This window comes from Paenibacillus sp. N22P23 (assembly GCF_059383735.1).
Genome location: NZ_JBXENT010000005.1, coordinates 31,430 through 50,524 on the forward strand (window position 1 = coordinate 31,430; position 19,095 = coordinate 50,524).

Consider the following 19,095-nt stretch of genomic DNA (forward strand, 5'->3'; position numbering starts at 1 on the left):
CTAGCCGTTACCCTTCTCTGCCCATACCGGGAGCAATGCGCCGCCGTCCATGAACATAGTCGTTCCTGTCATATAACCCGCACTATCGGAAGCCAGAAATACAGCCGCTTCGCCTACCTCTGCCGGCGTACAGAAACGTCCCATCGGAATACGTGTTGAGATCGATTCAATAGCCTTCTGAATGCGCTCATTTCCATCCCCCCAGCCGTTATTCGTGTAACCCGGCGCGATGCCGACAACCCGAATGCCGTGAGGGGATAAATCCAAGGCCATGTTCTTCGTCAGCTTGTTAACAGCCGCCTTCGCCGAGGCATAGACAGTTGAATTGGCCCATGTTCCTTCGGCATGATTGGAGCTGATCTGAATGATGACTCCGCGTGTACCGTTCTTGATCATTAACCGCGCCGCCTGCTGCGAGCAGAAATAGAGCCCTTTCAAATCGGTATTGAACACTTCATCGAACAGCTCCGGCGGCGTTTCAAGGAATGGCTTCATCCGGGTGATGCCCGAATTGTTGACATGTACATCCAATCTACCGAATCGACTATTAAATTGCTCGAACAGTGAATCGACACCTTCGAGCGTGGAGATATTCGCTTGTACAGCCTCCGCCTTCACCCCGAGGGCGTTAATCTCACGAACTACTTCCTGTGCCATCTCCGCACTTGTGTTGTAATTGACACACACATCGTAACCGGATCGTGCAAAAGCAAGTGCAATGCCTCTGCCGATCCCGCGCCCTGAGCCTGTTACTAAAGCAACTTTACGTTCCACGTAAGTCCCCTACCCTTTCAAGCCTGTGAAAGAAACACCCTTCTCGATGAGTTTCTGACAGGAAGTGATGATCAGCATAAGCGGAATCGTAGCGATAACTAAGCTGGACATAATGACGTTGGACCCCATGCTTTGCCGCTGCTGGAAGTCATTAAGCGCAACGGTGAATGTCCATACGTCTTGCGTCCGAGCAACAACGAGCGGCCACAGGAACTCATTCCATACCGCAATGAACGTCATAACCGCGACAACCGTAAAGATCGGTGCCGACATCGGTACAATGATTCGCCAGAAAATCTTAAACTCGGAGGCGCCGTCGATGCGTCCCGCCTGCAGCAGCTCGCCCGGCAGCTGTTCAAAGAATCCTTTGAACAAGAAGATAACGATCCCCCACGCCGTATGCGGCAAAATAATGCCCCATAGCGAGTTGACCAGATGGAGTTTATCCATCGTTAAATAAAGCGGAACGAGAATTGCGATTTCCGGAATCATAATCGTAGCAACGAAGAACAGTGTCAACCACGTACCGACTTTGCTCCGAACCAGATGCGCAAGCGCATAGCCTGCCGTTCCGCCGATCAGCAATTGAAGAACAATGGTTGAGCCGGTTACGATCACGCTGTTCAATAAGAAATGCGGGAAACCGAAATTAGCGCCTTTGCTTTCGTCACCGGATTTTTTCCATAGCACGATGTAATTGTCGAACAGCCTTTTCCAGTCCTTCACCTCAGAGATGGTGAGCACTTTACCTTTCACAACTTTCGATTCCGAAAGCCATTTCAGCGCGTTTGTCGCGTGAACCGGCAATTCCGCTGCAATTTCAGTGGAGCCCTTATAAGCGCTGCCTTCACCTTTGAAATCGAACGTTGTAAATTTCCCGGCACGAATTTTGGCCAGCTTGTTCTTCATCACCGCATGTGTCGCTACCATGGTCGGAACGATCTGCGGCCGTCCAACCGTAAAGTTATAAGCCGGCATCGACGCTGTATAAACGATGACGCCATCCTTCACGCCGGTTACCTTCATCGCACCGACTGCTTCATTCTGCATTCTTTTCCAAGTAAACCAAATCGCTTCCATCGCATCCAGCTCATATTCTTCAGGCTTCGAGATATCCGCGCCATCGTAATTGAGCGTTACGCTTACGGTTTTGGGTACCTCAGGAACCCATTTAGGCGGAAAGCTGTAAATGGAAATGTTATCTTTCATTGAGGAACTGATCATCCAGACAAGCGGAACGATCGAAGATAGAATAAAGAAAATGGCAACTGAATAGGAGACAATTTTGACGGATAATCCGCCTTTCTCCCTAATGCGTCCGCGTCCAGCCATGAGATACTCCTTCCTGGAACCTCTAAATTAGATGAATGCTGAGTCGACTTGAAGTCTCCTCTAACCAATCATCTTAATCCCTGTTGGACAATTTGAGCTGCAAATAAGTGATAAGCGCGATGATTACGAACATAACGAGTGAGATCGAACCCGCTACCCCAAATCGGAACTCCTTGAAGGAGCTATTGAATACGAGCATCGCCAGTGTCCGCGTGCTGTTCGCCGGTCCACCGCCAGTCATAATGTACATCGGGTCAAACGTCAGGAATACACCGCTTATAAACGATATAAACTGAATCCCGATAACGAACTTCAAGCTTGGAAACACGATCGCTGTCATTCTGCGCCAAGGTCCGGCACCATCAATCTTGGCTGCCTCTACGTTCTCGCTCGGAATGCCTTGAAGAGCCGAATAGTAAATGAGCATCCCCATTCCGGTTGCAAACACGCCGGGCAACACAATTGCCCACTTGGACATTGCGGGATCGTTGAGCCAGCCGTATGGACCAAGTCCGATGAAGCTGAGCAGGTAGTTCAATAAACCGTAATCCGGATTATAGAGCCATTTCCAAAGCAGATAGCCCGCTACTGACGGAACGGCTGTAGGGAGCAAGTACAACGAACGCATCGTTTTGCTGGCAAATTTAACTTCGTTTAGCAAAACCGCCTGTACGATCGGCACCCAGAACGTAAGTACAAAATAAATAAAAAAGAAAGCAAAGGTGTTCCGGAGCGCGTTCCAGAACTCCGTCGAATGCCATAAATACTTATAATTATCCAGCCAGACAAACTTGCCGGGCGGGTTAATGACCTTATAATCAAAGAAACCCATATATACGGCTTGCAGCAGCGGGTAATATTTAAATACCAAGAAACACACGATAGCCGGTGTCAAAAAGAAAATAGGCGTCCACGATATCTTAAATCGGTAGGGAGTTTTTAATTGCACTTGCGGCTGCTGCCCAGTAGCTGTTTTCATCGCTTCCGCTTCCTTTCGGAATTACAGGCGGAGCAGCTCGCGGCATGACTTGCCCGCTCGCTGCCTCCGCCTGCGTCATATTATTTCTTCACGGATGCGTTATACGCATCGATAACTTCTTTCTGTGCTGCATCTTGCGCTTCTTGAAGCAGCTGTTTCGGATCGGATTTCTCATCCGTCAACGCCTTTTGAACCGCTTTAACTACATAAGGAGTAAGACGCTCTTTCAAGAAGTACTCCAGGTGAGTATCGGAAGCCGCTTTGTTTACAGCAGCAACGAGCTCAGGAGAGATATCTTTCGCGAATTGGGAAGGATCCACGTCGTTGCGAACCGACAACAGGTTCGGGAACATACCGTTGTCTTGTTGGAATGTAAGGAATTTCTCCATTACTTCTTTGGAGTTCATGTACGTGATGTATTTCCAAGCTGCATCTTGTTTTTCTTTGGATGTCTTAGGATTGATAATCCAGTACGCGCCGCCGATTTGGCCTGGACCTTTACCGCCAGGACCTACCGGATATGGTGCAAAGCCTACATCATTCAAATCCATACCTTGAGCAACATAGTCGCCGAATCCGCCGGATGCTGCATTGGACATCGCTGCGCGGCCTTGGAAAATATCATTCATGTTGTCTTGGTAGCTTTGGAGCACGTTGTTTTGAACGATTTTGTGTGTCCATTTCAAATCTTTGTAGAACTGAAGGGCTTTAACGGAAGGATCTTCTGTGAAGGCCAGTTGAACAGTGCCGTCCGGCTGCAGGTGCGTCAAGTCGCCGCCAGCTTGCCATACATAGTACTCGAACCACCAGTCAGCCCATTCCATACCCAGAAGCGTGATACCGTATTGTTTCTTGTCAACGTTAGTCAGCTTCTTACCAAACTCAACCAGTTGATCCCAGTTTGCAGGAGGCGTATCGCGATCAAGTCCTGCTGCTTCGAACATTTTCTTGTTCCAGAACAAACCTGTTACATACATATCATGAGGCACGCCGTAAACTTTGCCGTCGATAGTGCCGGCTTGCATCGAGGATGCGATAAATTTGTCTTTGTCCGCATATCCATCCCAGTATGGAGTCAGGTCAAGCGCTAGGCCTTGGCCAACCCAGTCAGCAATGATTGGGAAGTGAGCTGCGTGGTAAGCATCCGGTCCGTTGCCGCCAGCCATTGCTGTAACGAAAACTTCACGGTCATTCGTACCTTGCGGCATCAATTCATGTTTCACTTTAATGCCTGGATTTTGGGTTTCGAACTCTGCGTAAATTTCTTCTTTCAACTCTTTCTGTGTGTCTTCAGGTGTTGGTTGGTCCCAAACTGTAATTTCGACGTTTGCTGCTGGTGTATCTGTTGTAGCTGCTTCATTTGTTGCAGCATTATTCGTGTTGTCGGCTGCTGGTTCTGTCGTCGTATTCGTCGACTCTGTGTTTGTACTTGTGTTATTTGCCGTGTTGTTGTTATTACCGCCCCCACAAGCTGATACAATAAGCATCAAGACCATGACACATGCTAATACTGTCCATTTTCTAAGACGTTTTGCGTTGTTCACTTGACTGCCTCCCCTTAAATGATTTCTTCTACACCTGTAGTATAGTCCCTCATTGAGAGCGCTTTCTATGTAATATCCTAACATCCTATTAGCAATATTTTAACTTTTATCTGTAAATTCAGAATCGCCATTAAAGGAAAACTTCGGAAGTTGTCGAATATTCGGAGTAAGCGCTGTCAGTGCCTGGAGGGGTTTGTTTGAGCAAGATGTGGTCTTTCATTCAAAGTCTTAACAATCAATTCCGCAACAAAATGATATTATCCTTCTTTATTGTCATCAGCCTTACGGCTTTTATCATGGGCTATTCGTACTATAGAATTATGAGCCATGAGCTTGAAGCCTCTACCTTGCAGGGACTTGAGAAGCTGACGGAACAAACAGTGGATACCCTCGACCTCCATTTCAAGACGATCGGAAATACCGGATACAGCTATTTCAGTGATACGTCGCTGCAGAAATTTCTGGATGCCCCTCTCAACTTTGATACCCAGCAGTATTATCGAAACAAGCTCGCCTCCCAGAAAGTACAAAATCCGCTCATATCCTTCATTGCCATCACAGACCTGAAAGGTGAGCAAATCAGCAGTTACTACTACTACAATGCTAGTGTAAGAAAGCTTCTCGACCAGGAACAAGCTATTTTATACCAAAAGGCGCTCGAGCAGGATGGCTTCCCTTTCTGGAGTGTGTCCTATACAACAATCAGCACAACGGTAACACCTGTCAAAACCATCAGCTACATCCAGCTGCTCAAACGAATTACGATGAATGCCCAGCATCCCATCGGCTACATCAAGATCGATATTGACCCCCGCGTGCTGGAGAAAACCTTGCTGGGCTTACAGAATGATGATGGAAGTACGTATTATATAGCGGATACTAGCGGTCATATCGTGTACTCCCGTAATGAAGACCAAATCGGCAAGTCCATTGCCGGCACCCCTTTATTCAACGGATACAAGGAAGCACAGGTGAATCGGAAATACATGGATTTCCGGTTTCAAGATGACGAGAACACCAATATCGGTTTCTATCACAAGCTCGGGGTCAGCGATTGGATCGTCATCGGCAGCGTGCCGCTTGACCGCATTCTGGAGAAGGTAAATACGTTCCGGAATACGCTTATCCTCATCGCAGCCATCAGCTTCTTGATCGCCATGCTGCTCGGTTCCCTCATTGCCGCCGGTGTTACACGTCCGCTCAAGGAATTGAATAAGAAAATGAAGCTCGTAGAGATGGGCGACTTTCAAGCGTTTATTGAAGTTAAAGGCTCCGATGAGCTCTCCACCATTCAGCATAGCTTCAATAAGATGACATCCGAAATTAGCACGCTGATTTCCAAGGTGTATGAAACCGAGCTCTTAAAGAAAGAAGCGGAAATCAAAGCGCTGCAAACGCAAATCAACCCGCACTTTCTATACAACACACTCAGTACCATCGACAGCATCTCTTCCATACATGGGGATGAGCGGATTTCATATATCTGTCTGGCACTCGGCAAGATGCTTAGGTATAACCTCAATGGCGGCAGCATTGCAACGATTCGGGAAGAAATGGACCACTTGAACCAATATTTATCGATTTACAAAATCCGGTTTCCTGAGAAGTTTGATTACGAAATTCATACGGATGAGCAGATCGATTCGTTCATTCTACCGAAGTTTCTCATTCAGCCGCTCGTGGAGAATGCGATCATACATGGACTGGAGCAGAAGGTGGGCTATAAATTCGTCCGCGTGACTCTCGTCAGCCTTGATGAGCATTCGCTGCAAATTATTGTTGAGGATAACGGAGTCGGGATGGAACCAGCCATGATTGAGCTGTTTCACCGCAAACTGAGCGATCCGAACGACATGATGTCCCGTCAGATTTCATCCCGAACGATGATTGGACTTTCCAATGTGTTTAAACGCATTCAGATGTATTACGGCAGCGATCCTCAGGTCGTTATTGACAGCAAGCCGGGGGCGGGAACGCGAATCTATTTTGTACTACCAAAGCAAACGGCAGGAGGCGGTATCGATGAAAGTATTAATCGTGGATGATGAGCCTTTGCTTCGTGAAGGGTTAATTCGCAAAATCGCCTGGGAAACGCTCGGCTTGCAGCTTGCCGGGGAGGCAGGAGACGGCTTCGAGGCCATGTTTCAGCTGGCGAACTGTCAGCCGGACATCGTGCTGACCGATGTTCGAATGCCCGGGATGGACGGGCTGCAGTTTATCAATTCCGCACGGGTCAATTTCCCACGAACCAAATTCGTTATCATCAGCGGTTTCGATGAGTTCGAGTATGTACGCGAAGCGCTTCTCTATAATGTAAGAGACTACTTGCTTAAGCCGATCGACAAAGAGAAGCTGAATGTGCTGCTCGAGGGGATTTGCGAGGAGCTGCGGAAGGAACAGCAGGAAGCAGCCGATCGCAGCAAGCTGAATGAGCTGAGCGATATGATTCGGCAGAGTAATCTGCAGCCGCTGGATTTCCAGTTGACGCATCTCATCTCCGAGCAGGAATTGCGTTGGGACGGCATTCCTGCCAGCCTCATGCAATGCTCTTGCTTCGCCGGAGCATCCGTTAAGATCGTGTACCGCAACGAATCCTCACGATTTCAAGAGAACGACGAGCCGCTCGCGAGGTTTGCGATCCAGAATATTATTGAGAATACACTGGCTGCCGAGGCTGGCGTTCAGTTCTTGGCATTCAAGCACGCCTACCACTCCGAGGAGATCGTTGTTTTCCTCGGTTCACAGAGCGAGCTTGTGCTGCAAGGATTACTCGAAACCTTCAACCAAACCGTAGAGTGGATCAAGCAGCATCTGGGCCTTGTCATCTCGATCGGACTCGGAGGCATCAAGCCGGAAATGACGCAGCTTCGCCTCTCTTGCACGGAAGCGCGCAAGGTGCTGCAGAATCGTCTGCTCTTCGGCAACGGTAACGTATATACCGATATCGAAACGACTTCCTCCGCCGCATCCGCATATCCTCGGATCTTTGTCCAGGCAGAACGCGGGCTCAGCGCGATGCTCGAAGAGGGGCGGCATCAAGAATTTCTCGATTATGCGGGCCAGCTATTCCGTACACTCGCTGAAACGTCAGGCGCCAGATATGAACAAGTGGAGTATCTCTATACGGAGATCATTCACATGCTGCGCAAGTATGCGGCTAAGACCGCAACCGATCTGCCCAATTGGAACTTGGGAACACCAATTGCCAGCTTAGACAATCTTCGCAGCTGGAAGGATATTATCGACATCATCGAGCAGCAGCTGCAGCGTCTGAGCGGCATGCTGAACCGGGGAACCGATCAATCCTGCGACGAAATTATCGAGAGCGTCAAGCAGTATATCGAGGTTCATTATGCGGAGGAGTTGTCCCTGCAATGGGTCGGCGAAACGTATTTCATTCATCCTAATTATTTCTCCAAACGGTTCAAGACGGTCGCCGGCATCAGCTTTAATGACTATTTAACCAAGGTCCGAATTGATAGATCCAAAGAGCTGCTGCGGACGACGACGCTCAAAATCGCCCGGATCTCCCAGCTTGTCGGCTACGAGGATCAGAATTACTTCTGCAATGTGTTCAAGAAAGTGACCGGAACCAGCCCTTCCGTGTTCCGAAGCTAATCATTGCCATAATAAAAAGCATCGTCTCTTCTCACGAAGAAACGATGCTTCTTTCATACCTGCGGTATCTAGCGGCTGCGAAGTTTCGAGAGCAGACGCAGAATTTCGATATACAGCCAGACAAGCGTCACGATCAAGCCGAACGCGCCGTACCATTCCATGTACTTCGGCGCCCCGCGCTGCGCCCCTTGCTCGATGAAATCGAAATCGAGCACGAGATTAAGAGCAGCAACAATGACGATTACGAGCGAAATTCCAATTCCGATCAAACTGTTGTCATGCAAGTACGGAACGTTTACGCCGAACATTCCAAGCACGATGCTGACCAGATAAACCAATGCAATGCCGGCTGTCGCCGCGAATACGCCAAGCTTGAAGTTCTCTGTTGCTTTAATAATTCTTGTTTTGTACGCGAGCAGCAAAGCAATAAACACACACATCGTAATTAACGCAGCTTGCAGCGTAATGCCGTTGTACTTTCCTTCGTAACCAGCCGAGAGCGCGCCGAGGAAAGCGCCTTCCAACGCGGCATAGATCGGTACGAGATACGGCGCTGTGGTCGATTTGAAGCTGATCACAAGTGCCAGGATCAAACCGCCTATTGCCCCGCCAATCGCATAAGGCATTACATTCTGACCATTGAAATACATCGACCAAGTGGCGAACGCGGCCCCAAGCAGAATGGCTAGTGTAATAAAAGCTTTGTTTACCGTACCTTCGATGGTCATGCGAACAGTACCAGTATAGTGGCCTGATTTCTCGAAGGACTTGTCACTCAAAGTAGGATTCCCGCTTCGACCTAGCAAGATCAATCACCTCGTCCATAGATTTACATCTATTATAGCATTATCACTATTAGTCGGCATTAACCCAGCTTACGTCTTTATCCTTTAAATAGGCATGCCATTCCTTCGGCGCTTCCACGTCGCTGACGATAATATCGACATCTTTCCACGCATTCAACATTTCACGTTCCACCTTCCACACGTTCCGAGATTCTAACGAATCGTGCAGGCCTTATTCGGCAGATTTTCGGGGCTCCGAGATTCTAACGAATCGTGCAGGCCTTATAATGGAGAAATCGGCTCCCAATTGCCCAAAAACCGTCGAATAGTGCTCCTACGATTCGTTAGAATTTATTGGAGGCAATTTGGGGGCAAATAAGCCCTGTACGATTCGTTAGAGCATTTCGCTTGCCGCATTCTGCATCTCACATCTCGCATTTTGCATCTCACATCTCGCACCTCGCATCCCACATCTCGCATTCCGCGTTTTGAGTAGCTCATAGTCTTGCCAATAGCAAAAAGAACCTCCTGCGCTCGTATGAAGCGCAAGAGGTTCCTCAGTTGTAAGATACAAGTATTTGAGATTACATCACGGGAATTGCCAGCTGGAAGTGGATGTATCCCTCTACCATTTTCACATCGATTGTGCCTTTGTAATACTCGATACGTTCCTTAACAACAGCCAGGCCAAGGCCGCCATGCTCCCCGCCGACTTTGGTACTGAAACCTGTCCCGAACATCTTCCTGACGCTTGCGGGATCAAAATCACCATGCACCAAGTTAGCAACGGAGAAATGCAGCATGCCCGTTTCCGACCAGCCTTTCACGATGACGTGGCGCAGCTCCGGAGCCAGTTCGCTTACTTCATCGAAGGCGTTGTCGATGAGATTACCGATTATTTTCACGATATCCACGGATTTAACGCCTAGCGATAACCCTTCGAGGCCCGTAAAATGATGATCGAACATGATCTTCGTTCTCATCGCCTGCGCCAGTTTCGCCTGAATCAAGGCTGCAACGGCAGGATGGCCGATGCGAATAATATCGTTCACTTCGTTGATTTCTTCGATTAGTTCTTCCATGTATCGCAGCTGTTCTTCCCGCTTCCCTCTTGATAGGAGGGCATACATCGTTTGAACATGATTCAGGAAGTCATGCCGCTGGCTGCGGATCTCGGTAAACATGACATCCATATTCTGAATATACAGCTCCTGCGTGGACCGCACTGCGGTTTCCTTGCTTTTCCCCATATATCGGAATACGAGATACATGCACAACAAGCTGAAAACCGTAAATAGAACGACAAGCAATGCTAAACGAACCAACTGCCTATGCAGCGTTTGCTCGATCGAGGTGTAATCGGAAACGATCGTGATGACATAAGGAACATCTCTTTGCACTTCCGCCACACGCGTTTTGGCCGGAATGTAGACGAATGTTTTGAGGATGGTTTTACCCTTCCATTTCTCAAGACTGCTCATCGGTTTGTTCGTTTGAACGGCCTCCGTAAAGCGGTCTAAGTCGTCGGCGTGTTTGATTTCATAGCTTCCAAACAGAACAGGACGATCATAGATGGAGATGAAAGAAGTCCCGTTATTATCGGTATAGGTTTTGGGCGGCTTGCCGAACGTAGCGCCGTTTAAGCCCGCAATTTCTACAATGTCGTGATTCGCAGCAATCGTCTTCTTCACAATCATATCGCTGCCGACAATCTTCTGATATTTCAGAACCTGATCAGCATTCACGAATACCGTAATAATATAATCCGTCGATCCGTCATTATAGAAGCCGAATTTACTGACTTCGCTTGCGCCGGAGGCCGGAACCTCGGCGATGCCGGACCAGAAATTAGGCAAGCTCTGGCCTTCAGGTATCGTCACATCGTGCTTTGTTAACAGCTGGTCGTACGCTGTAAACCAATAACCGAACGGTTTCGTACTCGTAATCTTAAGCTCATTCGGCTCCGAGGATTTGCGAACCCCGATGTCGTCACTGCCTGCAACACGCTGCATGAGCGATATACCGGCAATGCCTGCCTGCTGCGCAAGTGTACGAAGCTGTCCGTTTGTAATTTGATTCAGATCTGGGCTAAGTTGTCCCTTGATGAACAATGCGGCCGTGCGCAGTTTCTCCCCGATCAGATCCTCTGTGTAGAAAGAGCCTTCCTTCGATTGTTCAATCGAGGTTCGGATTTGATTGGCTGTAGACGCCATACGCGCGGACAAGTCATCTTTTAACAACGTCTTGGTATACCAGTAGTAAGAAGCGTTATTAATCGCAACCAACAGCACGGCAATACCGAAAATAATATAGATGATTCTGGAATTAATCCGCATGAAACTCACACTTTCTCTCTGGAACAGATTAGAACTCTCTTAGTAGTATAGTTCCATCCCATGTAAGCTGTCTATGTACAGATTTCCTAGGTTTGCACGTAAACAACAAAGAGCCCCCCTTGTCAGAGGGGCTCCTTCTGTTCATTCCGCTTGATCCTTCCACGAGTATACAGGCTTCCAGTTTAGTACCCGGAAGGCTGCCTCATTGCTGACCAGCGCTTCTCGTCCTTCAAAGCTTCTTCTACGGTCGTGCACCTCCGGATAAAATTCGTTCAACAGCCGCTCCGTATCCCAATCGCTCAGCGTATCGCTGCTCGTAATATTGAGTGAGACCGCGCCGTATCCATCCGTCGTTAAGGCAGCAATTGTAGCTGAAACGGCGTCTCTAATATCAACGTAGCTCCATAAAATAGATTTAAAATTGATCGGTTGATCCATTCGTGCTCTGAACGACTTGAGCTCATCCGGTGTAGCGATGAGGGAGTACCGCATAGCGGCAACCTGCATGCCGGTTCTGCGGTTGAACATTTCGCCTGTCTGTTCATTGACGATCTTGGATAAACCATAGCATTCCTGCGGGAGCTGCGGATGCACCTCATCAACAGGTACATATTGAGGATCAAACTTCTTCGGCGCCCATGCGAAGCCGTACGATGATTCGCTCGAGCCGCAAACAACCTTCTGAATGCCCAGTACCGATGCCGCTTCGAGCACATTGTAGGTGGATAGCACATTGTTCGAGAACGTAAACTCGTTCGTGAACTGTCCCGGCGACGGAATAGCAGCCAAATGAATGATAGCATCCGCTCCGTTGACACCACCGATCACTTGTCCGAGGTTCGATAGATCCACTGTGATCTGCCTGCAGCGCAGTTTATCCGATTTCTTATTATCCAAAGCAATGACGGTATAGCCTTGTTCGAGCAGCTCCTTCACGACCCACCCGCCAAGCTTCCCGCTTGCTCCTGTTACGGCAATTGTTTTCATCTACTCGGCCTCCCCGCTTCATTTCGCTCACCCTTCACGGACGGACAAGCGTTCCATCCGGTCTGCGATCAAGCTTATATGGAATATGGTAGGCCGATCGGCTCCATCCGTCACCCACGAGCAGTGCAGCTTTCTCCTCATCAATGTCGACGCCTAAGCCAGGCTTCTCCGACAAATAGAGGTATCCGCCTTTGCGCTCAACATGACCCGGGAACGCCTCGCATTCCGCTTCTTTGAAATGATTAATTTCCTGAATGCCGAAATTCCAAACGGCGCGGTCCAGATGAACGGCTGCCGCTTGATTGACAGGGTCGTTCTCCCCGCCTTCCTGCCAGGCCGTCCGAACACCGAACGTTTCGCCAAGTGAGGCAAGCTTGCGGCAGGCACTAATGCCTCCGCCTTTGGACACACGCACGCGGATGAAATCGATGAGCCTCTCCGTAATGAGGTCGGTCCATTCATGCGGGCTGGTGAACAGCTCCCCAACGGCTTGCGGTGTCGAAGACTGCTGCCGCAATTGACGGAACCAACCAATCTGCTCCGGCGGCAATATATCCTCAAGGAAGAACAATTGGTAGGGATCTAACCGTTTGGCCAGCTGAACAGCGGCAATCGGCTGAAGGTGTGAATGAACGTCATGCGTAAACTGAATATCGTTGCCAAAAGTAACACGCAGCTTCTCAAACATTGCCGGAATGGCGTTCATATAGATTGCTTCATTGAACACATTAGCTGACCAGCTTGGGACAGGAACGTTCGCCTTATCTGCCGGTACAAAACCACCACCGCCGTAGGAACCAAGCTGACAACGGATGACCGTGTAGCCTTCCTCGATGTATCGGTGAACCGCTTCGGTCAATTCCTCCTGATCGCGTCCATCGGCATGACCATAACACGGGACGGCCGATCTGCAGGCGCCGCCAAGCAGCTGATACACCGGCAAATTAGCCTCTTTGCCTTTAATGTCCCAGAGCGCCATATCGATGCCGCCGATGGCCGTTTGGGTAATAGAGCCATGCCGCCAATAGCCGCTCGTATGCATCATTTGCCAAATGTCCTCGATCTGGCCTGCCTCTCTGCCGATCAGCAGCGGGGCAAACAACTGCTCCACCACCTGTACGACGGCTTCCGGATTAAACATATCCGTCGCCGAGCCAATTCCATACAATCCGTCTTGATCTGTCGTCACTTTTACGATCGTCCAGCTGCCGTCATGCCGTGTTCGGATACATTTTACACCTGTGATCTTTGCCACTGTTTGCTCCTCCGATTCTTGGACCTATGAAATGAACTCATAGGTGCATTTCGTTATAGATTGTGACCGTTCCCAAGGATGTCGTACCGTTATAGCGCATCAGATTCATCACGTTGACATTGCCGCCACTCACATTCACGGTGTACCCGCCTGAGCCGAGATTATCCGTTCCTAAGTTGAATGCGTTTACCGTTCCCGACTGCACCACTACCCCGTTCTTGGAGCCGTAGGCAAAAACGTTAACCAGCTTCTCATCGGAAGCTCCGTTCACGGTTACAAGCGTCTCATTCGGTCTCGTAAATGCATCGATGACCTGCGAAAAGACGTTAGTCTCCACGACCCAGCCGGGAATGTTGTAGCCGGTGCGGCATACGGCGTTGCCGTTAGTGAGGATGCCGGTTATATAACCGGACGTACTGAGCCCTACTGTAATACCATTCTTGAACAAGGTTCCTTGTACCTTCTCCACATAGTGGTTATCATTACGATTTGTCATCAAATCAATGGCGTTATACGAATTAGGCAGTCCCACATTAATCATATATACGCTGCTGCCGTTGCCTCTAATCGTATATGGAAATGCTTTGATGCCTGCTGCCGGGTTGTTCTCCGGATAAAACACACGCAAACCGCGTAAGCCGGCGGTATTGCCATTCAGCGTAATAAACGCCGTGCTCGAATTCGGTGTTGTCGTATCCTTACCTTCATAAGCAAACAGCACCGTGCCCGCACTTGATCCGCCTTGATCCCTCGTCGGTGACGATGCCGAGCCGCGCAGCTCTACATTGGCCGGTACGGTCAAGTGCGTGCTGACTTTAAACCAACCTGCTGGCACATAAACAATTCCGCCGCCGGCCGTTCCAGCAGCATTAAGCGCGGATTGGATTGCCGAAGTCGCATCCACCGTAGGCAGCGCTGGGCCGCGCGAGGATGTAAACGGTGCATTGTACGGCGCTTTCGTGACATCGTACAGCACAGCCCGGCTGACTTTCGGCGTCGTTGCGGAAGGGGAAACTACCGGTGATGTTCCGGGACCTGAGATCGTTACCGTACCTGATGTGGCGCCGGTCAAATCAGAGTCCGTCACTTTCACATAACCTGCCGTGTTATTCTGAACGGAAGCGGTGCTGCCCTTCAGCACGCTGCGCAGGAACGATACGCCCCAGCGGGTATCAATATTGTCCACCTTCACCGCAATATTCGTGTTCTGGATATTCGCCCAGATAAAGGCGCCCGAGAACTGAATTCGCTGACCCGTTACGATGTTGATTCCAATGTTGAAATCAGATGCCTCCATCGCATAGAACTGATCCCACTCCAAGTCGCCAAGCGTGAACGCAGTAGCGTTCGTTCGCGTCCAGTTCTTAATCGTTGTCGCACTCGGCGCATTGTAAGACGCTCCTGCATTAGCCCAATACGAGCTGTTAAAGTTCACATGCTCCCATGTTCCTACATCTGCACCGTTGTAAGCTTCAACACCTCGATATAGAATGGTGCCCTTCACATTCTTCACAGTCGCTTGCTCATGAACCTGCGAACCGCCCGTGTGATCGGAGGCCATCGTGCTGATTCCTATTCCGCGGTACGAATTGAGCATCGTTACGTTCATGATGGTCGCTGTCATGTAATTCTCACTGCTGATCCAGGCATTGCCCGGAATTTCGAAGGTGTAGTTGTAGTGAACCGGATTCGTCGCGTTCTGGTTCGGATAATAAACCGTCAAACCTTGCACCGATGCGCTTCCCCCGATCCTGAACAACACAGCTCCGGAATCACCTGATGCCAGATTCGCAGAGATCACAGTACCATAGCTGCCGGTTCCGCTGTCCGCATCCCGGTAATCGCCTCGAACGGAGCAGAATGCTCGAACCTGAATCGTACCGGATACTTTGTAGGTTCCTGCAGGCAGCCACACTGTTCCACCGCCATCGTTGTAGCAAGCATCAATCGCAGTCTGAATGGCCGTAGTCGCATCGTTCACACCTGTGTTGTCCGCGCCGAAACCCGTGACGGCATTGTAGTCCGAGATCACGATGTCGCTCGTTGGATAGACGGTGCTGACGATGACGCTGTTGCGTGTGGAACTAGTCGTCGTCGTATTCGAAATCGTAATATCGTCAATGTAGCCGCGGAAGTTGCCTGTACTTCCTGCGCGGTCGTAGGCGACCCAGATGCGGTCGATCGTCTTCCCGGCATTCTGCGCGCCAAAGCTCGAATCGATCTGCGACCAAGCATTGAGCGGGATAGTGCCGCCATGACCGCCGGCTGGATGAACGGTATATCCGTTCTGATCTACCGAACCGCTGTCGCGCAGCGTAGAACCGTCCGTGAAATGGAAATCAACCGCCATGTACCTTCCGTTATCCTGCTGCGGATAGATGAAATATTGCAGCTTGGACGCCGATGTCACGGGAATACTAACGTTAAACACCTTGAAATACGCATACGTTGTCGAGCCGCCGTTCGCGTTGCCTGAATACATGAGTGCCGTCGTGCCTGTATGTGCTTGCTCGCCTGAACGCGGTGAAGCCTCCGGCGAAATGCCTGCCGTTAATCCGCTCACATTCGATGAGAAATCAATGGTGTCCAAGAAATTTGGTGCGGTTTGTCCGGATTCCAGGCCTGACGAGAACAGGACGGTATCCGCCGATGCCACCAGCGGTAAGAACGGAAAACAGGATACAGCGAGTAAGAAAGCCATGATGAGTGGATAAAACTTCTTCTTCATGATCTACACCCTTCCATATTTGTAATCGTTTACAAATAGAGTATAAGGGAGGCTCGCTGCACCTTGTAATGAGTCAATCCAATCGTTATCTAGGGCAACCTTAGCTGCTTGCTCCGTATAAAAAATCCGCGCCTGGTAAGAGGCGCGGATTTCTCGATTATTTCTTAGCAGCCAAGTAGGCATCGATTTGTTTCTGCGCTTCTGCGATGATTTTATCAAGGCCGTTTGCCTTCTGCTTCTCGATGTAATCCGCTACTGCTTTATCCACATCTTTGGCATTCCCGTATTCGATCGGTTTGTGGAATTCTTCGACAGCTTGGTCGCGTTTGGCAACTTCATTCTTGATGTTATCTTCGGAAATGAACAGTCCGTCGACCGGCGAGTTTACGTTAACCGGCAATGCTGCGAATTCAGCCTCATGCACCCAGAAGTCTTTGCCATAAGCTGGGTTTGGACGCATGAACTGTGGTTTCCACAGTGCCCATTGGCCGCCCCACTCCATGTAGTTGGACGTCGTCGTTTGCATGCCTTCCGGATAGTTCGCTGTTTCGCCGTCGATCACATACGTTTTGCCTTCGATCCCGTATTGCACGAGGTCATAAAGCGTTTTGTCTGTTTCGAGCATATCCAGGAATTGCAGTACACGATCAGCATGCTCAGAGTTGCGGTTGATCGCTACAACGTTAGCCAATGCTGTACGGTTGACATATTTCTTGTCCGGGTAGAGCAGCGAGCTGGACAGCTTGTAAGAAGGATCCGCGAAGCCCGGGTTTGCGTTCACCCATTCATGCGAGGAGTCGGTGTAGAACATTTTGCCGTTTCTCCATTGTGCCGCGCCGTCTTCTTTGTCGATCATGGCATCTCTGTTGATGATACCGTCGTCGTACCACTTCTTAGCCATAAGTGCTGCTTCTTTGTAGAACGGTTGTTGTTCAACCGGTTGGATCTTCACAGCCGGATCGTTCAGGTAGAAGCCCATGCCGTGGAAGCCAAGGTCAACCCACTCATCGCGCTCCATGTAGATGCCAAGCGGCGTGGAACGGGACAGCTTATCTTTCGGGAACGCTTCTTTCAGCTTGTGCAGGAATGCATCGAGGTCTTCAATTGTTTTGATGGAATCCACAGCCGGCGTAATGCCTGCTTTATCTGTAAGATCCACCCGCCATACTGCATATTTACGTTGGTTCATACTCATCGTCCAAGGAAGGCCGACGATTTGCCCATCGACCGTTGCAGCGGTGAGTGTACCTTGTTCTTGATATTTGGCAAACAGGGTCGGTGCGAATTTTGGAAGCAAATCATTGAGAGCCATATAGGAGCCTTTGGCAGCCATTTGCTTATAAGAGAGCCAGTCGCCGTCAAAGTTCATGTCCCATTTATCGCCTGAAGCGGCCATAACGAGCATTTTATCCTTAAAGTCGCCAAACGGGATAAAGTTGATATCGAATTTCACATTAAGCCCTTTTGTTTTCACGTAATCGCTGACTGCAGACCATACTTCATCCGTAGCTGCTTTCTTGTCACCGCCAAAATAAAACTTCAGCGTCACTTCCTCTTGCTCTTTCGCTGTATTGTCAGTCGTTGCTGCTGCATTGTTCGTATCCTCTGCAGATGCATTCGTGGTGTTGTCAGCCGCAGCATTGGTTGTACCGGATGAATCGCCATTGTTTTTACTGTTCTCATTGTTCCCTGAACTACATGCCGAAACGATTAGACTCAGCATAAGCACAATCGTGAGCAGCAGTGGAAGCTTTGAACGCATCTTCTTCATCGTGTACCTCTCCCCTTGAGCTTGTTTTTTATACTATCCAGCGCTACCGGTAGCGCCGTTATAGCTGCCCTGTTATCCTTTCACTGCACCTACCATCAAGCCTTGGACAAAATACCGCTGCAGGAACGGATACAAGAAGATGATCGGCCCGATCGTTACGACCGTGAGCGCCATCTTAATGGACTCGGATGGCAGCTGTGCGGAGATGCGCTGCATATCGGCGGCATTGCTGGAGCTTCGGAGGAACTCTACGTTCGAAACGAGTGTCCGAAGGAGCAGTTGCAGCGGCTGCAGCTCTTGCTTATCGATGAACATGAGGCCAAGGAACCAATCGTTCCAGTACCCCAGTGCGACGAACAAGCCGACGGTGGCGAGAACTGGTTTAGATAAAGGCATGATCAGCTGGTAGTAGATGCGGTACTCGCTTGCCCCGTCCATTTTGGCGGATTCATAAATGTCCTCCGGGATGGAGAACAGGAAGTTGCGAATCAGGAACATATTGAATGCGTTCGCGAGCGGCGGCAGAATCATCGCGAAGATCGTATCCTTCAGGTGCAAGTAGTTGACGCATACGATGTACCAAGGTACTAATCCACCGCTGAACAACATCGTGATGATGACGTAGATCGAGAGAATGTTGCGGTATTTAAAAGACCGCCGAGCCATGACGTACCCGCCTAAGCTGGTCAGGAAAACCGAGAGCAGTGTGCCTGCAACCGTGACGATCATGCTGATTCCGTAAGCTTCGATAATTCGATTGGAACCGAGCAGCAGAATTTCATACGACATGAAGGTGATATGTCTCGGGAACAACGAGTAGCCGTTGTTTATAATATCGTTCTCCGTTGCGAGCGAGCCGGTAATGACCATGAGAAACGGCAGCAGACAAGCAAGGCTGAACAAGGAAATGATGACGATAATGATCGTTTGCGAGATGGATATACGTTTTACCGGCATGGTGCCCCTCCTTATGTTCGCAGACTGTA

General features: G+C 49.6%; 13 protein-coding genes. 2 read left to right on the forward strand and 11 right to left on the reverse strand.

Going from position 1 to position 19,095, the window contains the following annotated elements; genetic code table 11:
- The 4 genes from AC506A_RS20455 to AC506A_RS20470 form a co-directional block, all read right to left on the reverse strand.
- Complete coding sequence (locus AC506A_RS20455; protein WP_495462868.1) at window positions 1-774, reverse strand: SDR family NAD(P)-dependent oxidoreductase; 774 nt, start codon at window positions 772-774, stop codon at window positions 1-3.
- A 9-nt stretch (window positions 775-783) separates the two neighbouring features.
- Window positions 784-2,106, reverse strand: a complete 1,323-nt coding sequence (locus AC506A_RS20460) for a carbohydrate ABC transporter permease (protein ID WP_495462869.1) — start codon at window positions 2,104-2,106, stop codon at window positions 784-786.
- A 73-nt stretch (window positions 2,107-2,179) separates the two neighbouring features.
- Entirely contained in the window at window positions 2,180-3,085 is a 906-nt protein-coding gene (locus AC506A_RS20465) for a carbohydrate ABC transporter permease (protein WP_495462870.1), read from the reverse strand.
- Between the two features lie 80 nt (window positions 3,086-3,165).
- On the reverse strand, window positions 3,166-4,629 hold the full coding sequence (locus AC506A_RS20470; RefSeq protein ID WP_495462871.1) for a sugar ABC transporter substrate-binding protein: 1,464 nt from the start codon (window positions 4,627-4,629) through the stop codon (window positions 3,166-3,168).
- A 206-nt stretch (window positions 4,630-4,835) separates the two neighbouring features.
- On the opposite strand from AC506A_RS20470, the gene AC506A_RS20475 reads away from it, so the two are divergent.
- Window positions 4,836-6,674, forward strand: a complete 1,839-nt coding sequence (locus AC506A_RS20475; RefSeq protein WP_495463112.1) for a histidine kinase — start codon at window positions 4,836-4,838, stop codon at window positions 6,672-6,674.
- Window positions 6,652-8,247, forward strand: coding sequence for a response regulator (locus tag AC506A_RS20480; protein ID WP_495462872.1), 1,596 nt, complete (start codon window positions 6,652-6,654; stop codon window positions 8,245-8,247). Before AC506A_RS20475 ends, AC506A_RS20480 begins: the two co-directional genes overlap by 23 nt.
- Before the next feature lie 68 nt (window positions 8,248-8,315).
- Here AC506A_RS20480 and AC506A_RS20485 read toward each other — a convergent pair whose 3' ends face one another.
- The 7 genes from AC506A_RS20485 to AC506A_RS20515 all read right to left on the reverse strand — a co-directional run bounded on the left by AC506A_RS20485 (window position 8,316) and on the right by AC506A_RS20515 (window position 19,066).
- Entirely contained in the window at window positions 8,316-9,053 is a 738-nt protein-coding gene (locus AC506A_RS20485) for a Bax inhibitor-1/YccA family protein (RefSeq protein WP_495462873.1), read from the reverse strand.
- 563 nt (window positions 9,054-9,616) lie between these two features.
- Window positions 9,617-11,368 (reverse strand): sensor histidine kinase, encoded by a 1,752-nt coding sequence (locus tag AC506A_RS20490; RefSeq protein ID WP_495462874.1) that lies wholly within the window; start codon window positions 11,366-11,368, stop codon window positions 9,617-9,619.
- A 141-nt stretch (window positions 11,369-11,509) separates the two neighbouring features.
- On the reverse strand, window positions 11,510-12,355 hold the full coding sequence (locus AC506A_RS20495) for an NAD-dependent epimerase/dehydratase family protein (RefSeq protein WP_495462875.1): 846 nt from the start codon (window positions 12,353-12,355) through the stop codon (window positions 11,510-11,512).
- 34 nt (window positions 12,356-12,389) lie between these two features.
- On the reverse strand, window positions 12,390-13,610 hold the full coding sequence (locus AC506A_RS20500) for an enolase C-terminal domain-like protein (RefSeq protein WP_495462876.1): 1,221 nt from the start codon (window positions 13,608-13,610) through the stop codon (window positions 12,390-12,392).
- 37 nt (window positions 13,611-13,647) lie between these two features.
- On the reverse strand, window positions 13,648-16,338 hold the full coding sequence (locus AC506A_RS20505) for a glycosyl hydrolase family 28-related protein (RefSeq protein ID WP_495462877.1): 2,691 nt from the start codon (window positions 16,336-16,338) through the stop codon (window positions 13,648-13,650).
- A gap of 157 nt (window positions 16,339-16,495) precedes the next feature.
- Window positions 16,496-18,109 carry a DUF3502 domain-containing protein gene (locus tag AC506A_RS20510; protein ID WP_495462878.1) on the reverse strand — a complete coding sequence of 538 codons (1,614 nt, stop codon included), beginning with the start codon at window positions 18,107-18,109 and terminating at the stop codon, window positions 16,496-16,498.
- Window positions 18,110-18,181: 72 nt separating this feature from the next.
- The gene (locus AC506A_RS20515; protein ID WP_495462879.1) at window positions 18,182-19,066 is read right to left on the reverse strand and encodes a carbohydrate ABC transporter permease; all 885 of its coding nucleotides are present in this window, start codon (window positions 19,064-19,066) and stop codon (window positions 18,182-18,184) included.
- Between the last annotated feature and the right edge of the window lie 29 nt (window positions 19,067-19,095).

Bases quoted from the DNA above. Each gene is read 5' to 3' on its own strand.
- AC506A_RS20460 (WP_495462869.1), bottom strand. From the start codon at position 2,106: ATGGCTGGACGCGGACGCATTAGGGAGAAAGGCGGATTATCCGTCAAA.
- AC506A_RS20465 (WP_495462870.1), bottom strand. From the start codon at position 3,085: ATGAAAACAGCTACTGGGCAGCAGCCGCAAGTGCAATTAAAAACTCCC.
- AC506A_RS20475 (WP_495463112.1), top strand. From the start codon at position 4,836: ATGTGGTCTTTCATTCAAAGTCTTAACAATCAATTCCGCAACAAAATG.
- AC506A_RS20480 (WP_495462872.1), top strand. From the start codon at position 6,652: ATGAAAGTATTAATCGTGGATGATGAGCCTTTGCTTCGTGAAGGGTTA.
- AC506A_RS20490 (WP_495462874.1), bottom strand. From the start codon at position 11,368: ATGCGGATTAATTCCAGAATCATCTATATTATTTTCGGTATTGCCGTG.
- AC506A_RS20495 (WP_495462875.1), bottom strand. From the start codon at position 12,355: ATGAAAACAATTGCCGTAACAGGAGCAAGCGGGAAGCTTGGCGGGTGG.
- AC506A_RS20505 (WP_495462877.1), bottom strand. From the start codon at position 16,338: ATGAAGAAGAAGTTTTATCCACTCATCATGGCTTTCTTACTCGCTGTA.
- AC506A_RS20510 (WP_495462878.1), bottom strand. From the start codon at position 18,109: ATGAAGAAGATGCGTTCAAAGCTTCCACTGCTGCTCACGATTGTGCTT.
- AC506A_RS20515 (WP_495462879.1), bottom strand. From the start codon at position 19,066: ATGCCGGTAAAACGTATATCCATCTCGCAAACGATCATTATCGTCATC.